The 19,292-nt window shown below is 56.4% G+C and carries 12 protein-coding genes; 9 read left to right on the top strand and 3 right to left on the bottom strand.

Annotation, left to right across the window (positions count from 1 at the left end):
* The 8 genes from B2R17_RS03980 to B2R17_RS03945 form a co-directional block, all read left to right on the top strand.
* Nucleotides 1-1,745: alpha/beta fold hydrolase (locus B2R17_RS03980; protein WP_286762947.1), on the top strand; the 1,745-nt coding region annotated here is incomplete at its 5' end.
* A 24-nt stretch (nucleotides 1,746-1,769) separates the two neighbouring features.
* Entirely contained in the window at nucleotides 1,770-3,236 is a 1,467-nt protein-coding gene (locus tag B2R17_RS03975; RefSeq protein ID WP_286762946.1) for a sulfatase, read from the top strand.
* A 48-nt stretch (nucleotides 3,237-3,284) separates the two neighbouring features.
* Nucleotides 3,285-4,559 carry a Gfo/Idh/MocA family protein gene (locus tag B2R17_RS03970; protein WP_286762945.1) on the top strand — a complete coding sequence of 425 codons (1,275 nt, stop codon included), beginning with the start codon at nucleotides 3,285-3,287 and terminating at the stop codon, nucleotides 4,557-4,559.
* A 74-nt stretch (nucleotides 4,560-4,633) separates the two neighbouring features.
* Complete coding sequence (locus tag B2R17_RS03965) at nucleotides 4,634-5,278, top strand: 3-keto-disaccharide hydrolase (RefSeq protein ID WP_286762944.1); 645 nt, start codon at nucleotides 4,634-4,636, stop codon at nucleotides 5,276-5,278.
* A 48-nt stretch (nucleotides 5,279-5,326) separates the two neighbouring features.
* Complete coding sequence (locus B2R17_RS03960) at nucleotides 5,327-6,706, top strand: sulfatase family protein (protein ID WP_286762943.1); 1,380 nt, start codon at nucleotides 5,327-5,329, stop codon at nucleotides 6,704-6,706.
* Between the two features lie 32 nt (nucleotides 6,707-6,738).
* Nucleotides 6,739-8,250 carry a sulfatase gene (locus B2R17_RS03955; protein ID WP_286762953.1) on the top strand — a complete coding sequence of 504 codons (1,512 nt, stop codon included), beginning with the start codon at nucleotides 6,739-6,741 and terminating at the stop codon, nucleotides 8,248-8,250.
* A 449-nt stretch (nucleotides 8,251-8,699) separates the two neighbouring features.
* A complete protein-coding gene (locus B2R17_RS03950) occupies nucleotides 8,700-9,992 on the top strand; it encodes a DUF1552 domain-containing protein (RefSeq protein ID WP_286762942.1) in 1,293 nt (430 codons plus the stop codon).
* Between the two features lie 384 nt (nucleotides 9,993-10,376).
* Nucleotides 10,377-12,932 carry a DUF1592 domain-containing protein gene (locus B2R17_RS03945; protein WP_286762941.1) on the top strand — a complete coding sequence of 852 codons (2,556 nt, stop codon included), beginning with the start codon at nucleotides 10,377-10,379 and terminating at the stop codon, nucleotides 12,930-12,932.
* 277 nt (nucleotides 12,933-13,209) lie between these two features.
* On the opposite strand, the gene B2R17_RS03940 is transcribed toward B2R17_RS03945, so the two are convergent.
* The 3 genes from B2R17_RS03940 to B2R17_RS03930 form a co-directional block, all read right to left on the bottom strand.
* Nucleotides 13,210-14,391: a sialidase family protein gene (locus B2R17_RS03940; RefSeq protein ID WP_286762940.1), complete on the bottom strand. Its 1,182-nt coding sequence runs from the start codon at nucleotides 14,389-14,391 to the stop codon at nucleotides 13,210-13,212.
* A 107-nt stretch (nucleotides 14,392-14,498) separates the two neighbouring features.
* Nucleotides 14,499-16,196, bottom strand: a complete 1,698-nt coding sequence (locus tag B2R17_RS03935) for a LamG-like jellyroll fold domain-containing protein (protein WP_286762939.1) — start codon at nucleotides 16,194-16,196, stop codon at nucleotides 14,499-14,501.
* 11 nt (nucleotides 16,197-16,207) lie between these two features.
* Nucleotides 16,208-16,738 carry a sigma-70 family RNA polymerase sigma factor gene (locus tag B2R17_RS03930; RefSeq protein WP_286762938.1) on the bottom strand — a complete coding sequence of 177 codons (531 nt, stop codon included), beginning with the start codon at nucleotides 16,736-16,738 and terminating at the stop codon, nucleotides 16,208-16,210.
* A 231-nt stretch (nucleotides 16,739-16,969) separates the two neighbouring features.
* Between B2R17_RS03930 and B2R17_RS03925 the strand changes: the two genes are divergently transcribed.
* The coding region (locus B2R17_RS03925) for a DUF1549 domain-containing protein (protein ID WP_286762937.1) at nucleotides 16,970-19,292 on the top strand (2,323 nt) is incomplete at its 3' end.

Raw genomic sequence — 19,292 nt, 5'->3', positions numbered from 1 at the left:
TTAAGCGTCCCGCCGATCCTTCGGAATTGACGAAGCTCTACACGGACGAAGCCATCGCCTTTATGAAGAAGAACGTGGAGAAACCGTTTTTCCTCTATCTGCCACACACCATGTTGCACAATCCGCTTGGCGTGAGCGAAGGCTTCAAAGGAACTTCGAGATGGGGAGAATACGGCGACGCAATTCAGGAACTCGATCACAACGTCGGTCGCCTGTTCGATTCCTTGGAGCGTCTGGGCATAAGTGACAACACGATCGTCATCTACGCTTCGGATAATGGCCGTGGTCCCGGGCGTTCGCCGGAGCAGAAGATTCGTGGACGCAAGCTTTCAACGTACGAAGGCGGCATTCGCGTTCCAGCAATCGCATGGGGGCCCGGGCTCGGGTTGCAAAGGGGAAAGTCATCTGCGGCGGTGGTCCGTGCGATGGACTGGTATCCCTCCCTTGCGACCCTGGCCGGAATCGAGATTCCAGAAGGTCCCGTCATCGACGGTCGCGACATGAGTCCATTACTGAAAGGAGACTCAGCGTTTGTTCCGGCCCCGGGGCTGGACAAATCACTGAATGCAAAAGTGCCCTTGCGTCGTCGCTGGGATCCGCCTGGGGAATGGGAGCCGCTGATTGAGCGATGGGAGTACAACGACGCGTTCTTCTACCACGGCAGTCAGGGAGCGCTGGCGGCGGTGCGTTGGAAAAACTGGAAGCTCTATTTGAATCCAAGCCTTCAACTATACGACCTGTCGAAAGACCCGGGCGAATCGACTCTTGTTCGCAATGGCGATGTGATTCGCAAGTTGCGCGGAATGGCGATCCTGTTTCAGGAAGAGATGCGGCTTGATGCCCGAGCGGCCGGACAGGTGACGCCTCGTCGAGCTGACGGCAAAACCGAGATTCCAGCGGAAATCATCGATCGGCTGCATAGCAAGCTGGACGTGACCTTCGCACGCTACGGCGACCGCACACTCGAACTGGATATCTACCGCCCAAGGGACGATTGGCGATCGTTGCCTGCCCTCGTGTGCATTCACGGTGGCGGCTGGAGTAAAGGTCAGAAAACTCACTTCCGCAACGTCACACAGGCTTTGGCCGCGAAGGGTTTCGTGACAGCCTCGATTGACTATCGCCTCAGTGGCGAGGCTCCGTTCCCGGCACACATTCATGACTGCAAGGCCGCCGTAAGATTCCTTCGAGCGAACGCCAGCGACTTTGGCATCGATCCAGAGAAGATCGGCGCGATTGGCCATTCCGCGGGCGGTCATCTGGCAGCGTTGCTGGCTATGTCGGCGGGTGTGCAGGAACTCGAAGGGAAAGGTGGAAACGCAGAAGTGAGCAGTGCCATTCAAGCGGCCATTTCGATGGGCGGACAAACTGATTTTCTGTCCGAACGCAATCGTGAGATTTCGAGTCAGAAGGAGATCTGGCAACAATTCCTGGGCGGTTCACAAGCAGAAAAGCCTCAGGCCTATCGAATCGCCTCACCGCTGGTTCACGTCGATCAGACCGATCCACCCTGCTGGATCATCACAGGTGAAAATGACGATCCCAGCACTCACGCCGATCAGTTTCGTGAACGTTTGCAAACGCTGGACATTCAGTCGGGGCTAACTCTCATCAAGGACGCTCCCCACGCGTTCCTGACCACGCAAGTGTGGTTCGACGAGGCGATTGAAGTCGCTGACACATTTTTCACGAAGACATTGAAACAAACGCGAAACGACGCTCCGGCGCGAAAGCGCGACAATTGAGTCAACCAAAGGAGCAAACAATCGATGCGTTTCAGATTTGCATTATCGATCTTCATCGGCGCGATCCTATCTCTTTCCGCATGTTCAGCCTGCGCCGGCGCGTCACCGGACAAGCCGATGAACGTGCTGTTTCTGGTTGCGGATGATTTGAATAGTTGGCTGCTCGAGGATGCCGATCGGTACGCGGGCCGAGTCGTTGCCCCCAATCTGCGAAAGTTGGCTGCCAGTGGAGTCAACTTCACGCGAGCGTATACCGCAGCTCCGGTTTGTTCGCCGTCTCGCACCGCATTCTTTTCCGGCGTAGCTCCTTGGAAATCGGGGATCTACAACAACGCTCAGACCATCAACAAGAGTGAGGTCGTGAACCGGGACGAAGTGCTATCACTGGCAGGACTGTTCAAGAAGAACAGCTACGGCACTTTTGGGTACGGCAAAATCACTCACGGCTGGGACCAGAAAAAACACTGGGATGAAAAAGTTGGCCACAAACGCGATCCGACTCCTCCCGGTGCGCCACTGGCTGGACTCAGCGGCGGAGAACAGGATTGGGGAATCATTCATCTCGCCGAAGATCAAATGAATGACACCGGCGGGGCCAACAAGGCCATCGCCGTGCTGGAGAAACAACACGCCAAGCCATTCTTCCTGGCATACGGCACGTTCAATCCGCACATGCCCTGGTATGTGCCGAAGAAGTATTTTGACATGTACCCTCTGGACCAGATCGTCCTGCCCGAACTGAAGGCCGACGACCTGGACGACCTTCCTCCCTTGGCCAAAGCGGTGAGTGACGGGATCGGGAGTTTCGCTGACAAGGTCATCGAGTCTGGCCAGCATAAAGAGGCGGTGCAGGCGTACCTGGCCACAACGACCTACGTCGACACTCAGTTCGGGCGTGTGCTCGATGCCCTCGAAAAAAGTCCGTACAACGACAACACCATTGTCGTCTTCCTCACCGATCACGGATTTCACCTTGGAGAAAAACATCACTGGCAAAAGACGACTCTCTGGGAAGCGGGTACGCACACGTTATTGATGTTTCGCGCGCCTGGAGTCAGCCAAACCGGCGGCGTGTCTGAACGGTTCGTTTCCCTGATGGACATCTATCCGACTCTTGCGGAACTCTGCGGCCTCACGCCGCCCGCGTACATCGATGGACGCTCGTTAGTTCCGCTGCTCAAGGACCCGCAGGCTCCGTGGGAAAGCACCGCCATCACCGGACTTTGTGATAAAAGCAAAACGGATCTGGCCTATATCAGCATCCGCCATGAACTCGGACGCTACACCCGCTACGGGGCGAACGAAGAAGAATTCTACGACGCCACCAAGGATCCTCATGAGTGGACCAACCAGATCGACAACTCGAAATATGCCACCACCGTCGACAGACTCCGCGCCCTGGTCCCCAGTTTCGACGACGCCGCTCAACCGCTTCCCTCAGCGTTGACTACGAAACGCAGGGGAACCCGAAAAGAGAAAAAGAAGAACTAATCCAATCCCTTAGCATCACAAAGACAAGTTGATCAAACAGGACGAACCATGAACACCTTGCCTCAAAACAAGCCTTCACGTCGCACGGCTTTGAAATCCATCGTCGCGACCACCGCGTTTGCCGCGTCCGGCCTGTTGCCGTCATCGGTTCATGCCACACCGTCGACCTCCGCAAACGGCAAGTTGCGAGTTGGCTTAATCGGTGCGGGCGGGCGAGCCAAATGGCTGACGCGGGCGCTGGGTCGCGAATCCCATCGAGCCGAACTGGTCGCGGTCTGCGATTGTTATCTGCCGCAGATCGATGTCCTGGAGGCTGATAATAAGAACGATCCGAAGGCTGGTGATTCCTGGCGGCGATATCAGCGCTACGAGCAGATGTTTGAGCAGGAAGATCTCGATGCGGTCATGATCGCGACGCCGGATCATGTGCGCGTGCGAGCGGCAATGCTCGCGTGCGCCAAAGGCCTGGATGTCTACGCGGAAAAGCCGCTCAGTTTCAGCATCCCGGAAGGTCGGGCACTGGTCAAAGCGGTGCGAAAGCACAAACGCATTTTGCAGGTCGGCACGCAGCAACGCAGCACGCCAATCAATCAATATGCGTGCGAGTTCATTCGTGACGGTGGACTTGGGAAAGTCGCCACGATCCTTGTGAAGAAGTACTCAGGCTCTCGGCCTGCGACCGGCCTCGACAGCCAACCCGTTCCCGACGGCATGGACTGGAATCGATTTTGTGACCAGGCACCGCTTGTTGATTATCACGAACAGCTTCATCGTCGGTGGCGCAATTTCGACGCATTCACAGGAGGTCCGATCTGTGATCGTGGGTCGCACGCGCTGGACATGGTTCATTTGGCGATGGGTTGGGAGAATGTCGCCCCCACTCGGATTGAACCCACCACAGAAGCGGAGAATGCCAGGGACCGTGGTGTGAGGTTGTATTACCCGGACGGCACCGTCATTCGACTGGAAAGCACCGACGGACCGGCCTTTGGCGGCATCTTTATTGGCGAGCAAGGAAAAATCGAAATCAATCGAGGACGCTTCGCCTGCAACCCGAAGGACTTGCTTCAGCCTTTTACCGGATCACAAACGGAATCGCATGTCGCCAACTGGCTGGATTGCATTGAAACCCGCGAACAGCCCAATGCGCCGGTGGAAGTCGGCCATCTGATTACCAGTGTCGCGCACTTAATCAACATCTGTCGCACCACAGGCCGCACGATCAACTGGGACGCGACCAAAGAACAAATCATCGGCGATGACGACGCCAATGCATTGTTGACGAAAACGCGACGTCCCGAGTTCCCCCTTCCAACTGTTTAGCCCCAGGACTTCAAATGCTTTTCGATTCACTCTGTCGTTCTGATCGCACGACAGCGCAGCGGCATTCTTCAACCATGGCGTTAGTCGCGGTCTTGATGTGCTGTGGCACCGCATTCGCCGATGATTGGGTTCCCCTGTTCGATGGTAAAAGCCTCGGCGGCTGGAAACCGTCACGCGACAACACGCAGTTTACCATTGCCGATGGAGCGATCATCGGCACAAGTTCCGATCAGACCCATTTCCTGCACACCGCAGAAACATATGGTGATTTTGAACTCGAGATGGAAGTCAAACTTCACGACACCGATCTGAATTCAGGCGTCCAAATTCGGACTGCGTTGACTCGTAATAACGCGAAAGGTCAATCGAGAGAATCGATTCATGGACCTCAGGTCGATATCGGAAAATCTCCCGGCCGCAGCGGGCACATCTTTAACCAGGGCAATGGTGCCTGGATCACGCCCAAAGAAGACCTGGTCCGCAACGAGCTGATGGTCAATGACAAGTGGAACAAGCTGCGTGTGTTGGCCGTTGGGCCACGAATTCAAACTTGGATCAATGGCAAGCAAGTCGCGGATGTCACTGATAACGAAGCCTACGCAGAGTATCCCTCCGGCGTGATCGCACTGCAGGTACACGGCGTCAAAAAGTCACCCGAGAAACCACGCCACGTTTCCTTTCGATCCATTCGCGTTCGCAAATTCGAATCTGTCAAATAACAACTGCACTCTCATCTCAACCTACAGCAACGACAATACGTGAGCATCATGAATATGAAATATCTTCTATCGCTCCTGATACTCGCCGCGACTGCAGGTAGTCTCTGCGCAAATGACTCGCGCCCAAACGTCGTGCTGATCCTCAGCGATGATCAGGCATGGACCGACTACGGCTTCATGGGGCATCCACACATACAGACGCCACACCTAGATCAACTGGCTCGCCGGAGCATTGTCTTTGAACGCGGGTATGTGGCGGCTCCCCTGTGTCGGCCGTCGCTGGCGACGCTGGTCACAGGACTTTTTCCCTCGCAGCACGGAATCACCGGGAATGATGTCGATGGTTACAACAATCGCGCGGCTCTGGACGTTCCGCTGCGTGAGGCGTTTCACAAGCATGCCAGCGTGATCCGAATGCTTACCTCCAGTGGCTATCTGACTCATCAGTCCGGCAAGTGGTGGGAAGGCTCGGCGCAGGACGGAGGATTCACTCACGGGATGACTCATGGCGACCCGAAGCGAGGCGGTCGACACGGCGATGTCGGCCTGACCATTGGACGCGAAGGCATGCAGCCCGTGACGGACTTCATCGATCTGGCCGTTGAGGAAGACAAGCCGTTCTTTGTTTGGTACGCACCATTTCTGCCACACACTCCCCACAACCCACCGAAGCGACTGCTTGAAAAGTACGCCGTTGAAGGGCGGGCCAAAGACGTCGCCCGCTACTACGCAATGTGCGAATGGTTCGATGAAACCTGTGGAGAGTTGTTGAACTACCTTGACCAGAAAGGCGTCACCGAGAACACGCTGGTGTTCTACGTTTGCGACAATGGCTGGGCCGCGCCGAGTACCAACGCGGACGATCCCCATCAGAAACTGTGGAAAGCCTACGCCCAGCGGTCGAAGAGTTCACCGTATGAAAATGGTATCCGCACACCGATCATGGTCTCATGGCCGGGACACGTGAAGCCAGGCCTGGCCGAGGACTTCGCTCACTCGATCGATTTTTTTCCGACAATCGCCGCCGCCACCGGTATCAATGCTCCGGCCGACCTTCCGGGCCTTGATCTTCTCGACGCAGAGGCTCGAGGGCAGCGCGAACGAGTCTTCGGCGTCACTCACGCAACCCACAATATGACGCCTGGGAATCCCGACGGCACATTACAGTATCTCTGGTGCGTGGAAGACGAATGGAAACTGATCGTCCGTCAGCAAGGCAAAGACACGACCAAGTACAAAGCTCTTCACGTCTGGGATCAGGCTCCCGCGAGGCTCTATCACATCAAATCGGATCCCCACGAGAAGAACGACGTCGCCGCAAACCATCCGGAAAAAGTCGCTCGCTTGAAGAAGGAGATCGACGGTTGGATCAGTAGCCTTGCCACGCGAGAAATCAAACCAGAAACCACGAGGAGACCCAACAGATGAGAAACGGGATCGTCTTACTGTTGATGGCATCAATGCTGTCTGGCGGCGTTGCGATAGCGAACGACGTTACGAAGCCCAACGTCGTGCTGTTGTTCATCGATGACTGGGCGTGGAACGGGTCGCCGGTTGCGATGGATGACTCGATGCCGAATTCGCACATGCCGATCCTGCAGATGCCGAATATCGAACGATTGGCTCGCGAGGGAATGAAGTTCACCAGCGCGTATGCTTCGCCGCAGTGTTCTCCATCGCGAGTTTGTGTTCAAACCGGCCAGTCCTCGCCACGCAATGGCTTCACTGTGTTCATGAACGATCGCGGACAGGCCTACTTCGACGAAAAGGGCTATCCCGACTTTCCGGTGATTCCCTGCGTGTCGGACATGACGATCGACGCGGACGCGGTGACGATCCCTGAAGCTTTAGAGCCGCTCGGTTATGTCAGCGCTCACATCGGCAAATGGCACATGCGAGGCGATCCCGGGGATGAAGGATATGTGGTGCATGATGGCGACACCAGCAACAAACCTGGAAACACGTTGCCGGCTGGCGCAAACCAGCGACTGCCCGACGACCTGACCGATCCCAAGCTGATGTTCAGCGTCACTGAAAAGGCGATCGACTTCATGACCGAGCAGGCCACGGCCGACCAGCCTTTCTATTTGCAGATCTCACACTACGCGATGCACGAAGGCCGCGAGTGCCTGCCGGCGACGCGTGAGAAGTACGTCCGAAATCCACTCGTTCAGGCGTACTACCGGAAAATCGGGAAGACGGCCGAGACTGTCAAACGCAAGGAAGATCCGGCGATCTGGCTTGGGATGGGCGACGATCTCGACGGACGCATCGGAGCCGTGCTCGACCGAATCAGCGAGCTGGGAATCGAAGACAACACGTATGTTGTGCTGGTGTCGGACAACGGGTACCGGCACAAAGAGCTTCAGCTGACCGAGGGTCTCGCGCAGCCACACCATGCAGCCAAGTGGTGGGTCTGGCAGGGTGGTATTCGCGTTCCAATGATCGTTCGAGGTCCCGGCATCAAGTCAGGTTCTGTCTTCAATGGCAATGTCGTCAACTACGACTTCCTGCCAACATTTCTTGACTGGGCTGGCGGCGATCCGAACACACTGAACAACATTGACGGGGTCAGTCTCGCTTCCTACATGGCCGGCGAGCAGCCAACCAACGCGTTCCTCAATCGGAATCTCTATTTCCACTACCCGCACTATCGTTCGAGCATGCCGCATTCCGCCGTCGTCTCCGGCATGCATAAGCTACTGCATTTCTACGAGCGTCCCGACCTTCCCATGCTTTTTGACCTGACGTCCGACCTAGGCGAAGTTCACAACATCGCATCCGCTCACCCGGAAGAACACCAGCGGCTCTACGACGACATGATGAACTACTTCGACCAAGTCGGCGCGCGTCTCCCAAAGCCAAATCCGAACTACGACGCCGCTGCCTACGGCAAGTCAAAGGAGCACGAAAAACGTATCCAATGGGGACCATTCGCCGGCAGCCGTCAACTGGCCGAGGACGAGAGATAAGACGCGTTCAATCCATCAAATTCCGTATCGGAATCGCGGTAGGGGCTGCCGACGCCGGAAGCTCTCGCTCAGATTCGTACGTGAAGTTTTCCCTCATACGGCTCCTGCTCCAAGTCGGGCGTGATGCCCGACATTGGGGTAAGGATAGTCTCGTCCAATACCGACAGAGTTCTGACTTCCGCAGATAGCGTTTCTTTTGACAAACCGTTTTAGAAGTGATGGACGAAGTCGCAGGCGGTACAATGGCCTTCCAGCCAAATCCTTTCGCGGATTGATCGAAAAGCCTTGTAGGCCCGCGTGCTCAATGGGACGCGATCAAGAATCTGACTCACACTTCACGCTCTTGAGCCGACATGAAGCAATCAAAATCAATGAGTCACCGATTGGCCGGATCGTACGATGGCCTTCCAAGGCCGTCGAGAAAACATCTTCGAAATGAGGCGACGGCCTTGGCAGGCCATCGCACTCCCTCCCGCCGCCGCATCCTGAAGGCGGCCGGGGTCTCGATCGCCCTGCCATTGCTTGAGTCTCTCAATGCGACCAATGCGGTTGCCGCACCGAAACGGGACGAACCAGCAAAGAGGATGGTCTTTGTCAGCACGGGACTGGGGATGAATCCTCGCACGTTCTTTCCTGACGAGTTCGGTGCTGATTTCGCTCCGTCCCCGGTCTTGCCAGCCATGATGAAACACCGGAATGAGTTCACGTTGTTCTCACACATGGATCACCCGAATGTCTTCACCAAACACGCGGGCATCAGATCTCTGCTGAATGGCGTGCTGAACAAGAACGCCCGTCCTGGCCAAAACATTTCGATCGACCAGGTGGCTGCGAATCACGTTGGCTACACCACGCGGTTTCCTTCGCTGCACATTTCGCTCGGTGGTGCCGAGAGTGCTTCGTATAGCTCGTCCGGAATCCTGCTGCGTCAGGAAACGTCGCCGGAGGCTCTGTTCAAGAAACTTTTCGTGGCTGATTCAGCGGCCGCCCGGAAGGCTCGCGCATTGGAACTGGAAGAACAAGGCAGCGTCCTTGATCTCGTCCGCACTCGGGCCCGCCGTTTGGAACGCAGCGTCAGTCAAACCGACCGGGCGAAGTTGGATGAGTACCTGACCGCGATCCGGGAAGCAGAAGAACGCCTTCAGGGAAAGCGTCGTTGGCAGAACATCCAAAAGCCGGAAGTCTCGAAGAAGGAATACGATCCCGCGGCGCGAGGACACGGTGACTTGGACTACGGATTCCTCAGTCCGGTCATGTTCGATTTGTTGACGCTCGCCCTGCAGTCTGATTCCAGTCGCGTCATCACCGCGAACTTCTCGATGCACAACCGTCTGATTGAAATCGATGGCGTGACGAAGGGCTATCACACGCTTTCACACCATGGAAACCGAGAGAGTCATCTCCGCGAGCTTCAGATCATCGAAACGTTTTACATGGAGCAGCTATCAAGGTTCATCGGAAGACTGAAGGGAATCAACACGAACGGCGGATCTCTCCTGGATGACACGATGGTGTTCTTCGGCAGCGGTATCAGCGACGCATCCCGACACTCCAACCGCAATCTGCCAATCATCCTGGCTGGCGGTGGGCTGAAGCATCAGGGTCACTTCGACGCCGAGCAGCGGCACAACGGCAAACAAACTCCACTGAACAATCTTTTTACTACCATGCTTCAGCACTTCGGTATCGAGATCGAATCTTTCAATGGTGCAACCGGAAACCTAAACCACGTTCTCGCCTAACGTACGATGGCCTTCCGAGGCCGTCGCCCCACTTTCCCTCGACGGCCTTGGAAGGCCATCGTACATGTGACACATCGATGACGGACCACTTCAACCCGCCAGCGTCTCCTGGATTCCGCCGTCTTCATCCGGATCTGTCTGTCCTTATGTACCACCGCCATTTGCCGCATTGGCGGCAAGACGGTGCGACTTACGCAGTTACTTTCCGGCTTGCCGATTCGATTCCACAGGAACATGTGAGAGACCTGAAACGCTGGCGCGAAATCTTGGAACGTTCTCATCCGCAACCGCGCTCGGAAGCCTGGTTGGATGAAGGGCACCCTCGCGAACAATGGGTTCGCTGGATTCACTCGGAATGGGACGAAATGGGATGGGGATTCAAAGATGAGTAAATCCGATTCGTACGATGGCCTTCCAACGCCGTCGGAGTTTTGCTTGTGGTCCCGGATTCGACGGTCTTGGAAGGCGATCGTACTGTTGGTCATCTTGGTGTCCTCAGCACCAATCCACGCTAGCGAGCAGTACGCACCCATCCAACCGTTCCTCAATCGCTACTGCGTTGGTTGTCACGGCGAGACCAAGCAGAAGGGCGAAGTGCGTCTGGATGACTTTGCCCAAATCGATGGCGCTCTTTGGAACGATGTCCACGACCAAATCCATGACGCCAGCATGCCGCCTGAGGACGCACGTCAACCGACGGCGAAGGAACGCAGCGACATCGCGAAACTTGTTCTGCAGATCTCACGCGACGAATCCTTTTCCATCTCGACAGGGTTTCGACGTCTGAACCGCCGCGAATTTCGCAACACCGTCCGTGACCTGCTTGGCCTGAAACCCGGCATCTATGATCCGGCAGCCCGAGTCTTCAAAGACGAGATCGAGGGTGGCTTTGACACCAACGCGGACGAACTGGTCATCTCCAACGAACTGCTTTTGGAGTACCTCGAATCAGCCGAACACAGTCTGCGCATGGCTCTTTACCTTGAGGACCTCACGCCGCCCGCGACCACGGTCGTCGAGTACAACGCAGGGAGTCTGCAGAGCGGCGATCGACGTTTTACCACGAACAAAAAGAACGCGACTGTCCTGCGAGGCTCCGGGCAGTACTCCACAAGCAAAGGTCCACGCGAGGTCGCGATTGCGGGCAACTACCGCGTCACGGTCACGGCTGCTGGAGTGGATCGCAACAACTATGGCAGGATGAAATTCCCGCCTGCAAGCGGTCCAATCCGGATGGGAATCGGCACGCGGTTGGACAGCGAGGGCCAAACGTCCGCTTCCAAGCTGGTAAAGTCTTTCGATCTGCAAGATGACAAGTTTAAGGAATACAGCGTTGTCATGTGGCTAGAGAAAGGAGCCTACCCGTGGGTTGGGTTTTTGAATGGTGCCGGCAAGCCCGCGTCCAGCGTCCGCCAGGCAATCCGGCAACGGAAAGTCGACCCCAAAGAGGTGAGCCCACAGAACTACAAAGGTCCGGGCGTGGAAGTGACCCGGCTCACGGTCGAAGGTCCGTTGGATCCGGAGTGGCCGCCTGCAACTTACCAGACCGTCTTCCAATCAGACGAGATGCCCGACTTCGAAAACGCCAAAGTCCGCGCTGCGCTGATCGATAGATTCTTGACGCGTGCGTTCCGTCGTCCGGCGAACGAACAGGATGTGCGGGACTACGTCAAGTTTCTCAACGAAAAGTATGATGACCTTCCGAGGCCGTCGCGAACAAGCCGCAGGAACTCTTCGGCCTTGGAAGGCCAGCGTTCACGTTGGCAGGAGGCATTCATCAAGACGTTTGCCGCGATCATGGCCTCGCACGATTTCCTCTACATCAAAGAAGAGATCGGCCCGCTTCCGCCGTACGAGCTGGCCAGCCGTCTGTCTTATTTCCTTTGGAGCACCATGCCCGACGAGGAATTGTTCCAGCTTGCGAGGTCGGGCACGATTCTCGACGCGGACGTCTACGCGGGGCAGGTCGAACGAATGCTCCGCGATCCGAGAACGGATGAATTCGTCCGCGGATTCGCCACCCAATGGCTCTCGCTTGATTCGCTCGGAACCATGCCGCCGGACATCAAAGACCGACGCTACTCGGCTTACCACCGAGGCAAATACGAAGCTGCCTTTCGCAACGAGACGCTGCACTTCTTCCGGCATGTCCTGTATGAAAACCAGCCTGTCGGCGACTTCCTCGATTCCGACTATGCGATCATCAATGAAACTCTAGCAAACGTCTACAACCTACCGTTCCCCCGTAAGATGGCCTTCCAAGGCCGTCGAAACAGAGACTTCAAACCAAGCCCCGACGGACTTGGAAGGCCATCGTACGAGCAACTTCTAATATCAACTGGATTCCGGCGAGTCTCACTCCCCAAGGGATCCATACGCGGCGGTTTGCTGGGACAGGGCAGCATCCTCGCTCTGACTTCCAACGGTGTCGAAACTTTGCCCGTGACCCGTGGTCACTGGATCCTCGACGAGCTTCTGGGGACGCCACCGCCTCCTCCACCGGAAGAGGTTCCGGCTCTGGTTCCCGATCTGAACGGAGTGGACACACCACGCGACCAACTCGTTCGTCACCGGAAAGACCCAGCCTGCTTTGAATGCCACAAGCAGATGGACCCGCTCGGCCTTGCTCTGGAAAGCTTCGATGTCATCGGCAGATACCGAACGACTTACGAGACCGGTCCCAAGATCGATCCATCCGGCGAGATGTTTGGTACTAGGTTCAAGGACGTGACAGAGCTACGTCAAATCCTCCGGTCCCAAGAAGATCAGTTCGCAAAGAGCCTAATCATCAAGCTGGCTGAATACGCCAAGGGGCGAAGGCTGAACCGGCGCGATCTCGATCTTGTGGATCAGCTCGCAGCGAAATCGAAGAGGGATGACTATCGATTCCAATCATTGCTGCGGCACCTCCTGCTGAGCGACCTCATGCGTGACCGCTAAACCCGCGCTACCCCGACTTCCCTGTGATTCATTGCGTCTGGGACATAACGAGCGATGCGCACGCGGTGACGATTCCCGAAGCCTTGATGCTCCTTGGTTATGTCAGCGTTCCCATCCCAAAGCTCAATCCGAATCACATCCTCGCTGCCTAAAGCAAGTCGAAGGAGTACGCACAGCGGATCCAATAGGGACCATTCTTCGGCAGCAGGCAAGGGAGAGAGGACGAGTGATACGACGTGTCAAAGTTCTCGCTTGCCTACTGCAACTTGTCCCTCATTCAGCGTGTTTCGCGGAGCAGTGCATCGGTCTCTTCAATGCGGAAGCGAGTGGTCACGACCGAGTGTTTTTCTGGGCCGGGGCGATACTTGATGTAGGTGGTCGCCACGATCGTTCCATCGGGCAACAACTCGACGCCAGGATAACCACAATCGCGAACGTTCTTCGCGTGACTGTGCAAGAGCTTGATCCGATATTGCCCCGGCCGGTTCTTGCGAATGTCCTCATAGGTTCCCACCCAAGCCACGAAGTGCCCACGCGTCGGGCTGCCAGGAGCCTGATCGCGAAACGCAAACACCCAGCGACCGTCCGGCAACGCCACGCCGATGTGCCGATCGCCCGACAATCCCCATGGCGTATCAACGGGCGTGCTCCAGGTCTTTCCCTCGTCGCGGGAAAACATCATCAAACTATGACCGCGGTGCGTGTTCTCTCGCATCAGGCAACACAACTCTTCCCCCTCAGGTGAACGAAACACAAACGGCTCGCAGGGATTCTTCCCTTCCACCTCCGCGACAACTCGCGGCTCAGACCACGTGAACCCGCCGTCCGCCGTGATGGTTTGCAACACCGTCAACGGCGCTCGGTCTTTGCCGTCCGGTCCTTTGTGATACAGCCCCAACGTTCGGCCATCTTTCAGTGTGACCACGCTACTGAACGTCATCACACATGGAAAACCAAGTGGCGGCATCTCCGTCCAAGTCTTCCCATCATCTTCGCTCATGATGCTCGGCATCCCCGGACCACCACGCTGGTTGAGCGCCGCCGAGAACACCCACAATCGTGGCTTCCCCTCGGGATCCGCAATCCGATAGATACTCGGACAATTCTGATGCTTGGAGAAATTAGGCGGCAACTGATCATCCAGTCGCGACCACGTCAGTCCACCATCCTCGCTCTTGGCCATCGGGCCGGCGGAGCCACCGTGATTGACACACCAAACACAATAGATCGTGTCGCTCTCCGGCAACCGCAACGTCGTCGGGTGGCCTTGATAGACTTCTTCTGTTCCCGCAGCGATGACGACCTGGCGTTCTGTTTGCTGCGACAAATCCACGACCGGTAGATCAGGACCATCGCCGGATGCAACCGAAGTTGCCGAGATGATTCCAGCCATCCAAAGCAAAGGAAGGCAAGCCAAAACAGAGAACAGATTGCTTCGACCAGAGAGCGATCGATTCATGGTCATTTCCTGTGGGGATACGAGGTGGGACTTCGATTCAAAACCGAAAGTCTACTCGCTTCCCAAGTCGTTTTGGCAACGACCGCGTCACGGATGGTCGAGCCAGGTCAATCAAACCCGTTGCCGGCCTCATAAAGCTCTTTGACTTGCTCGGCGGAAAAAGCTCCAGCAAAAATAGCCAGTTCATCGATCCGGCCTCGCAGTTCTCGGTTGTAGCGAACCGATTCGACGCGAAGGGATGACTCGCCTGCACTTGCCTGTTCATCTGAATGCGCAGCAGCGGGATCCGCGACCGTTGTTCCGAAGGCACCGATGGTGCACGGGCCAAAGGTAAGCGACGTTGTGTTTTCCCATTGCCTTTGCTGAGCGAGTTCACCATCGATGTAGTAGGTGGCCTCTCGCTTTTGAGCGTCAATCGATGCCACCAGATGCGTCCATCTTCCCAAGGGAACTTTCTTTTGCGCCGAGTGAATCGTGTAGGCATGTGACACACCAACGCTCATCCCACCGTTCCTTTGGATGTTCCAATGATGCTCACCGGATTGCCAGTCTCGCGTGTTGAAAAACGCCTGCAACGCTTTATCAAAACGATTGACCTGAATCCATCCCGAGATCGTGAGTGCATCAAAGGTCCCTGAGACATCCAATTCCACACGATCACCAGCACGTTCCAGCAACAAGGCTCCTTTGTTCGGCCAGCGGCCTGTCGCCCAGATGCAACCTTGGATTTGCCCATCAATGTCCAACCCGGATTGACTCCGATCGCGAAGCAACGTGGGAGCGTCCGCGTCCGGCTCAAAATCAAAGTACAACAACGTCGAAGGATCTTCGCGCCGCGCCGTGCTGTCGGCGAGCCAACGCTGGTATCCGATTTTGCTGCGAGTTGTGAACGCGACATCATCCGTCGACGAAAGATGCTTGGTGCCCACCGAGGTCAAGTGCACAGCGGTGTCCTCCTGGATCCGCCGCGAAGGCAGGTTGGCAGTGTGCACGTTGACCTCGCCGGCAAAAACGTGCAACTCCACGTCTTGTTCTTCGCTGACATAGACACCGAATTCGGTGCCCAGGTCTTCGACATCCGCCGTCGGTGTTTGAATCACAAAACCGTGGCCGGTCTCGGGAACGATCGCGCGTGCTCGCCCCGCGTCCATCCTCATCCGTAGTGAATTGACGAGGGTGAACCGTGCTGGTGCCTCGATCGACACATCCACTCCGCTGTCAAAACGAAGCGTGATGGAACCTTCGGTGAGTTCGTAATCACCCTTTTCAAAGGAGTTGTTCTGAGGCGACAAACCTTCGTTGAACCGGTGGTTGTAACCCGTCACCAACCAAGCCACTTCGGACGAGTTCTGCGTGAATGGCTCGTCGTCAACGGACTGCGGTGCCGTCGTCGACTCCGGCTGAGATTGAGCCACGGTGGGCTCGGACGACGCCTTCCAAACGCCAGAGGACAACACGCCAACCACAGCAATCAAACTGGCCGCAGCAGCGATCGTCAGCCATCGTGCATCGATTGGTTGACGAGATGCAGTGACAAGCAACCGCGGTTCGAGCCTCTCACATTCGCTGGAGGTCGACAGGCGAGAACTCGCTTCGCTCGGCAGGAACGGCCGCGAATTTTCGTCCTCGCCGATGTCTTCGTTCCAGTAGTGTCGCAACTGCGCATCAATCGCCGTGGCGCGGCGAAACCGGTCTCGGTAGCTTCGTTCTGCTTCCAATGCCAACCGAAGTTCGGCTTGCTCGTTTTCGTTCAACTCCCCGAGAAAGTACTTCTCGATCAAGTCATGGATCTGTTGTTCGTTCATGAGAAGAGAGTTCAGAGAGGGAGATCGAAATCGGCCGAGGAAAGTTGCTGCACCACACAGTCGTGCAACTTCACGCGGAGACGTCCGATCCGCTTGTACAAACTATTCGCGGAATGCCCGCCCGCTTCCGCCAAAGCCAACACGCCACCTCGCGAGGTGTGAGGAGCCAGCAACAGCTTTTGATGGTCTTCGCTGAACGACTGCAGACAATGCTGGATCGCGGATTGCTGTGCCTGCCGCATCTCCGCTTCGTCCTCTGCGGATTCATCCATCAATTTGGAGATCAACTCTTCGCTGAGCACCCAATTCTGGCGAGCATGCCGACGCCTCGCTTTCAAAATCTCGAAACGCAAGATGACTTTGGACCAAGGCAGAAACTCGTCGTCCGATTCCAGTTGATGAATCTTTCTCCACATCACCAAACTGGCTTCCTGCAGCACATCGTCGACGGCGTTCCAATCCGGCAGAAACGCGCGAGCGATGCTGGCGAGTTCTCGCTCGTGCTTGAGGAACAGTGATAAGAAGCGACCTTCGTCCATCATCGATTGGGTTCAACTGAAGGGAAGATTGGAGATCGATCGAGCCTACCCGCGGGCCGCCTGATGTTGTCGCGCCACTAGCAAACTCCCGCTGCCGAACGAACTTGCCGGTCGAAATCGGAAAAAAACGAAGAAAAGGCAGGCAGGTTCCTGCGTCAGCGGGAGTATGCAGGACAACCACCGATCACAATCGGTGTTTTCCTGGCGTGCACGCGTCTTGTTGCGAGGTTTTTTATGCTGAATTTCCGTTTCGATGCCTTTCGATCATTCTATCTGGCCGGCATTGCGATCGCTGCTCTGGCGTCTTGCGACGTTCTGCCAGGCGCGTTGCAGGCGAAGGCCAATGAGATCGAGACGGTGGACTTCAGCAGTCAAGTCAGACCGATCCTTTCCGATCGTTGTTTTCACTGTCATGGCCCCGACGCGGACAATCAAGATTCCGAGTTCCGGCTCGATAGCCAAGAAAACTTGGTCGCCGACCTGGGAGGCTACGCCGGCGTCGTGCCCGGCGATCTGGAGGCCAGCGAACTGATCGCCCGCATTCGCAGCGAGGACGAGTCAGACATGATGCCGCCACCGGACAGCAACCGGTCACTCAGCGAAGAAGAAAAACGAATCCTCGAACAATGGGTCGCTCAAGGCGCCCCCTACGAAGGACACTGGGCGTTCGAACCACCAACCCGGCCGAAGGTTCCCACGGCGGCCGTGACCGAATCGGGATGGCCCAAAGACGTCATCGATCGCTGGACGAAGAACCCCATCGATGCCTTTATTGCGAAGAAGCTGCTCTCCAATGAACTCACACCCTCACCCGACGCGGACCCCGCCACCCGCCTCCGACGCGTTTCATTGACTTTGACGGGGCAGCTCCCCAATCCTGAACTGCAAGACAGATACTTGGCCGATCCAAGTGAACAAGCCTTCGAAGAGGCAGTCAATGAATTGATGTCGACTTGGGACTATGCCGAGCGTCAAGCATTGCTGTGGATGGACGCCGCTCGCTATGCCGACACCGACGGCTATCAAAACGACCCCGAACGCAGCAATTGGCCCTGGCGTGACTGGGTGATCCAAGCGTTCCACAACAACTTGCCGTTCGACCAGTTCACGGTCGAACAGCTTGCCGGTGACATGCTTCCCAACGCAACGGACGAGCAACGACTCGCCACCGCGTTCAATCGAAACCACCGTCAAAACAGCGAAGGCGGTGCGTTGGCAGAAGAGTTCTTGGTCGAGAACGTGATCGATCGCGTGGAAACAACCGGAACCGTTTGGCTTGGTTTGACGCTTGGATGCACGCGTTGCCACGACCACAAATACGATCCCGTCTCGCAACGCGAGTTCTACCAGTTCTACGGTTACTTCAATAACATCGGCGAGCGTGGAATCGGCAAAGGCGTGATCGCTAACCCCACGATGAAATTCGCTTCGCCGCTGGCAACAGCACCCCCACAAGAACTCGCGGCGGTGCAGCGGGCCGAGCAAGCCATCCAGGATGCCGAGTCCGGGATTCATCAACGGATGGACCAATGGGCGGCCGAAACCCAACGACTGCTGCAAACATCCCTCGACATGAAATGGCAGAAAGTCACTCTCGATGAGATGCAACTGACCGGTGAAGGGAAACTGCAAAAGGAATCCGAACACACGGTTGTCTTTCAACCCACCGAAGGAAAAAACTCCAAGAACGTTGCCTATGAATTCGTGATCCCAGGCGACCTTTCCGGCACGAGTATGTTCAAGGTGACCGCTTTGCCGGACAAGCGTTTTGGTGCACCTCGCAAGTTGGCACCGAGCGTGAACGGCAACTTCGTGTTGACCGATTTTAAGATTCACGTCGGCGACCAACTCCAAGCGGTGCAATCTGTCTCAGCTTCCTTTGCACAAGACAACTACCCCGCGTCGAACACAATCGATGAGGATCCCAAATCAGGTTGGGCTGTCTTTGGACCAGACGTCGAAGAGCAACCCGTTGACATCACGTTCCTGTTGCGAGAATCGATCCCAGCCGACGCCGAGCAACCCACCAAGCTCAGGCTTCGATTCGACAGTTCATTCGCGAATCACGTCATCGGCAAACTCCAAATCGAACGTTCCACATCGGCAACGGATTTGCCCAAGCGGGTGACTGGACTGAATCAAAAGCTGAAGGACATCCTGCTGAAGCCCGCCGAGGATCGGACGAACGCGGATCGCAAACAATTGCTGGCCCACTACCGCAATATTGACCCACCACTGAAGGCCGCCCAGCAACAATTCTCCGCCGCCGATGACGCGTTGATGCAGAAAACGGGTCCCCGTGTTCCGGTGATGGTGATGAAAGAACGCGAGTCGGATCCGCAACCGGCCTACCTTTTGGACCGAGGCCAATACGATCAACCGGTGAAAGACGAACCGCTGCCGCGAGGCGTTCCCTCAGCCCTGCTGCCTTCCTCGGATGCACGCCAACCGCAGGATCGTTTGGAACTGGCACGCTGGATGGTCTCTCGTGAAAACCCGCTGACAGCTCGAGTCACCGTCAATAGGATTTGGCAAAGAACCTATCCGAGAACCCCGA

Source organism: Rhodopirellula sp. UBA1907, assembly GCF_002337565.1.
Classification (GTDB): domain Bacteria; phylum Planctomycetota; class Planctomycetia; order Pirellulales; family Pirellulaceae; genus Rhodopirellula; species Rhodopirellula europaea.
This window is presented reverse-complemented; position numbering and strand designations above follow the sequence as displayed.

Coding starts and splice junctions, on each gene's coding strand:
- B2R17_RS03930 (WP_286762938.1), bottom strand. CDS start 16,738: ATGATGGACGAAGGTCGCTTCTTATCACTGTTCCTCAAGCACGAGCGA.
- B2R17_RS03955 (WP_286762953.1), top strand. CDS start 6,739: ATGCTGTCTGGCGGCGTTGCGATAGCGAACGACGTTACGAAGCCCAAC.
- B2R17_RS03960 (WP_286762943.1), top strand. CDS start 5,327: ATGAATATGAAATATCTTCTATCGCTCCTGATACTCGCCGCGACTGCA.
- B2R17_RS03965 (WP_286762944.1), top strand. CDS start 4,634: ATGGCGTTAGTCGCGGTCTTGATGTGCTGTGGCACCGCATTCGCCGAT.
- B2R17_RS03940 (WP_286762940.1), bottom strand. CDS start 14,391: ATGAATCGATCGCTCTCTGGTCGAAGCAATCTGTTCTCTGTTTTGGCT.
- B2R17_RS03935 (WP_286762939.1), bottom strand. CDS start 16,196: ATGAACGAACAACAGATCCATGACTTGATCGAGAAGTACTTTCTCGGG.
- B2R17_RS03975 (WP_286762946.1), top strand. CDS start 1,770: ATGCGTTTCAGATTTGCATTATCGATCTTCATCGGCGCGATCCTATCT.
- B2R17_RS03945 (WP_286762941.1), top strand. CDS start 10,377: ATGAGTAAATCCGATTCGTACGATGGCCTTCCAACGCCGTCGGAGTTT.
- B2R17_RS03970 (WP_286762945.1), top strand. CDS start 3,285: ATGAACACCTTGCCTCAAAACAAGCCTTCACGTCGCACGGCTTTGAAA.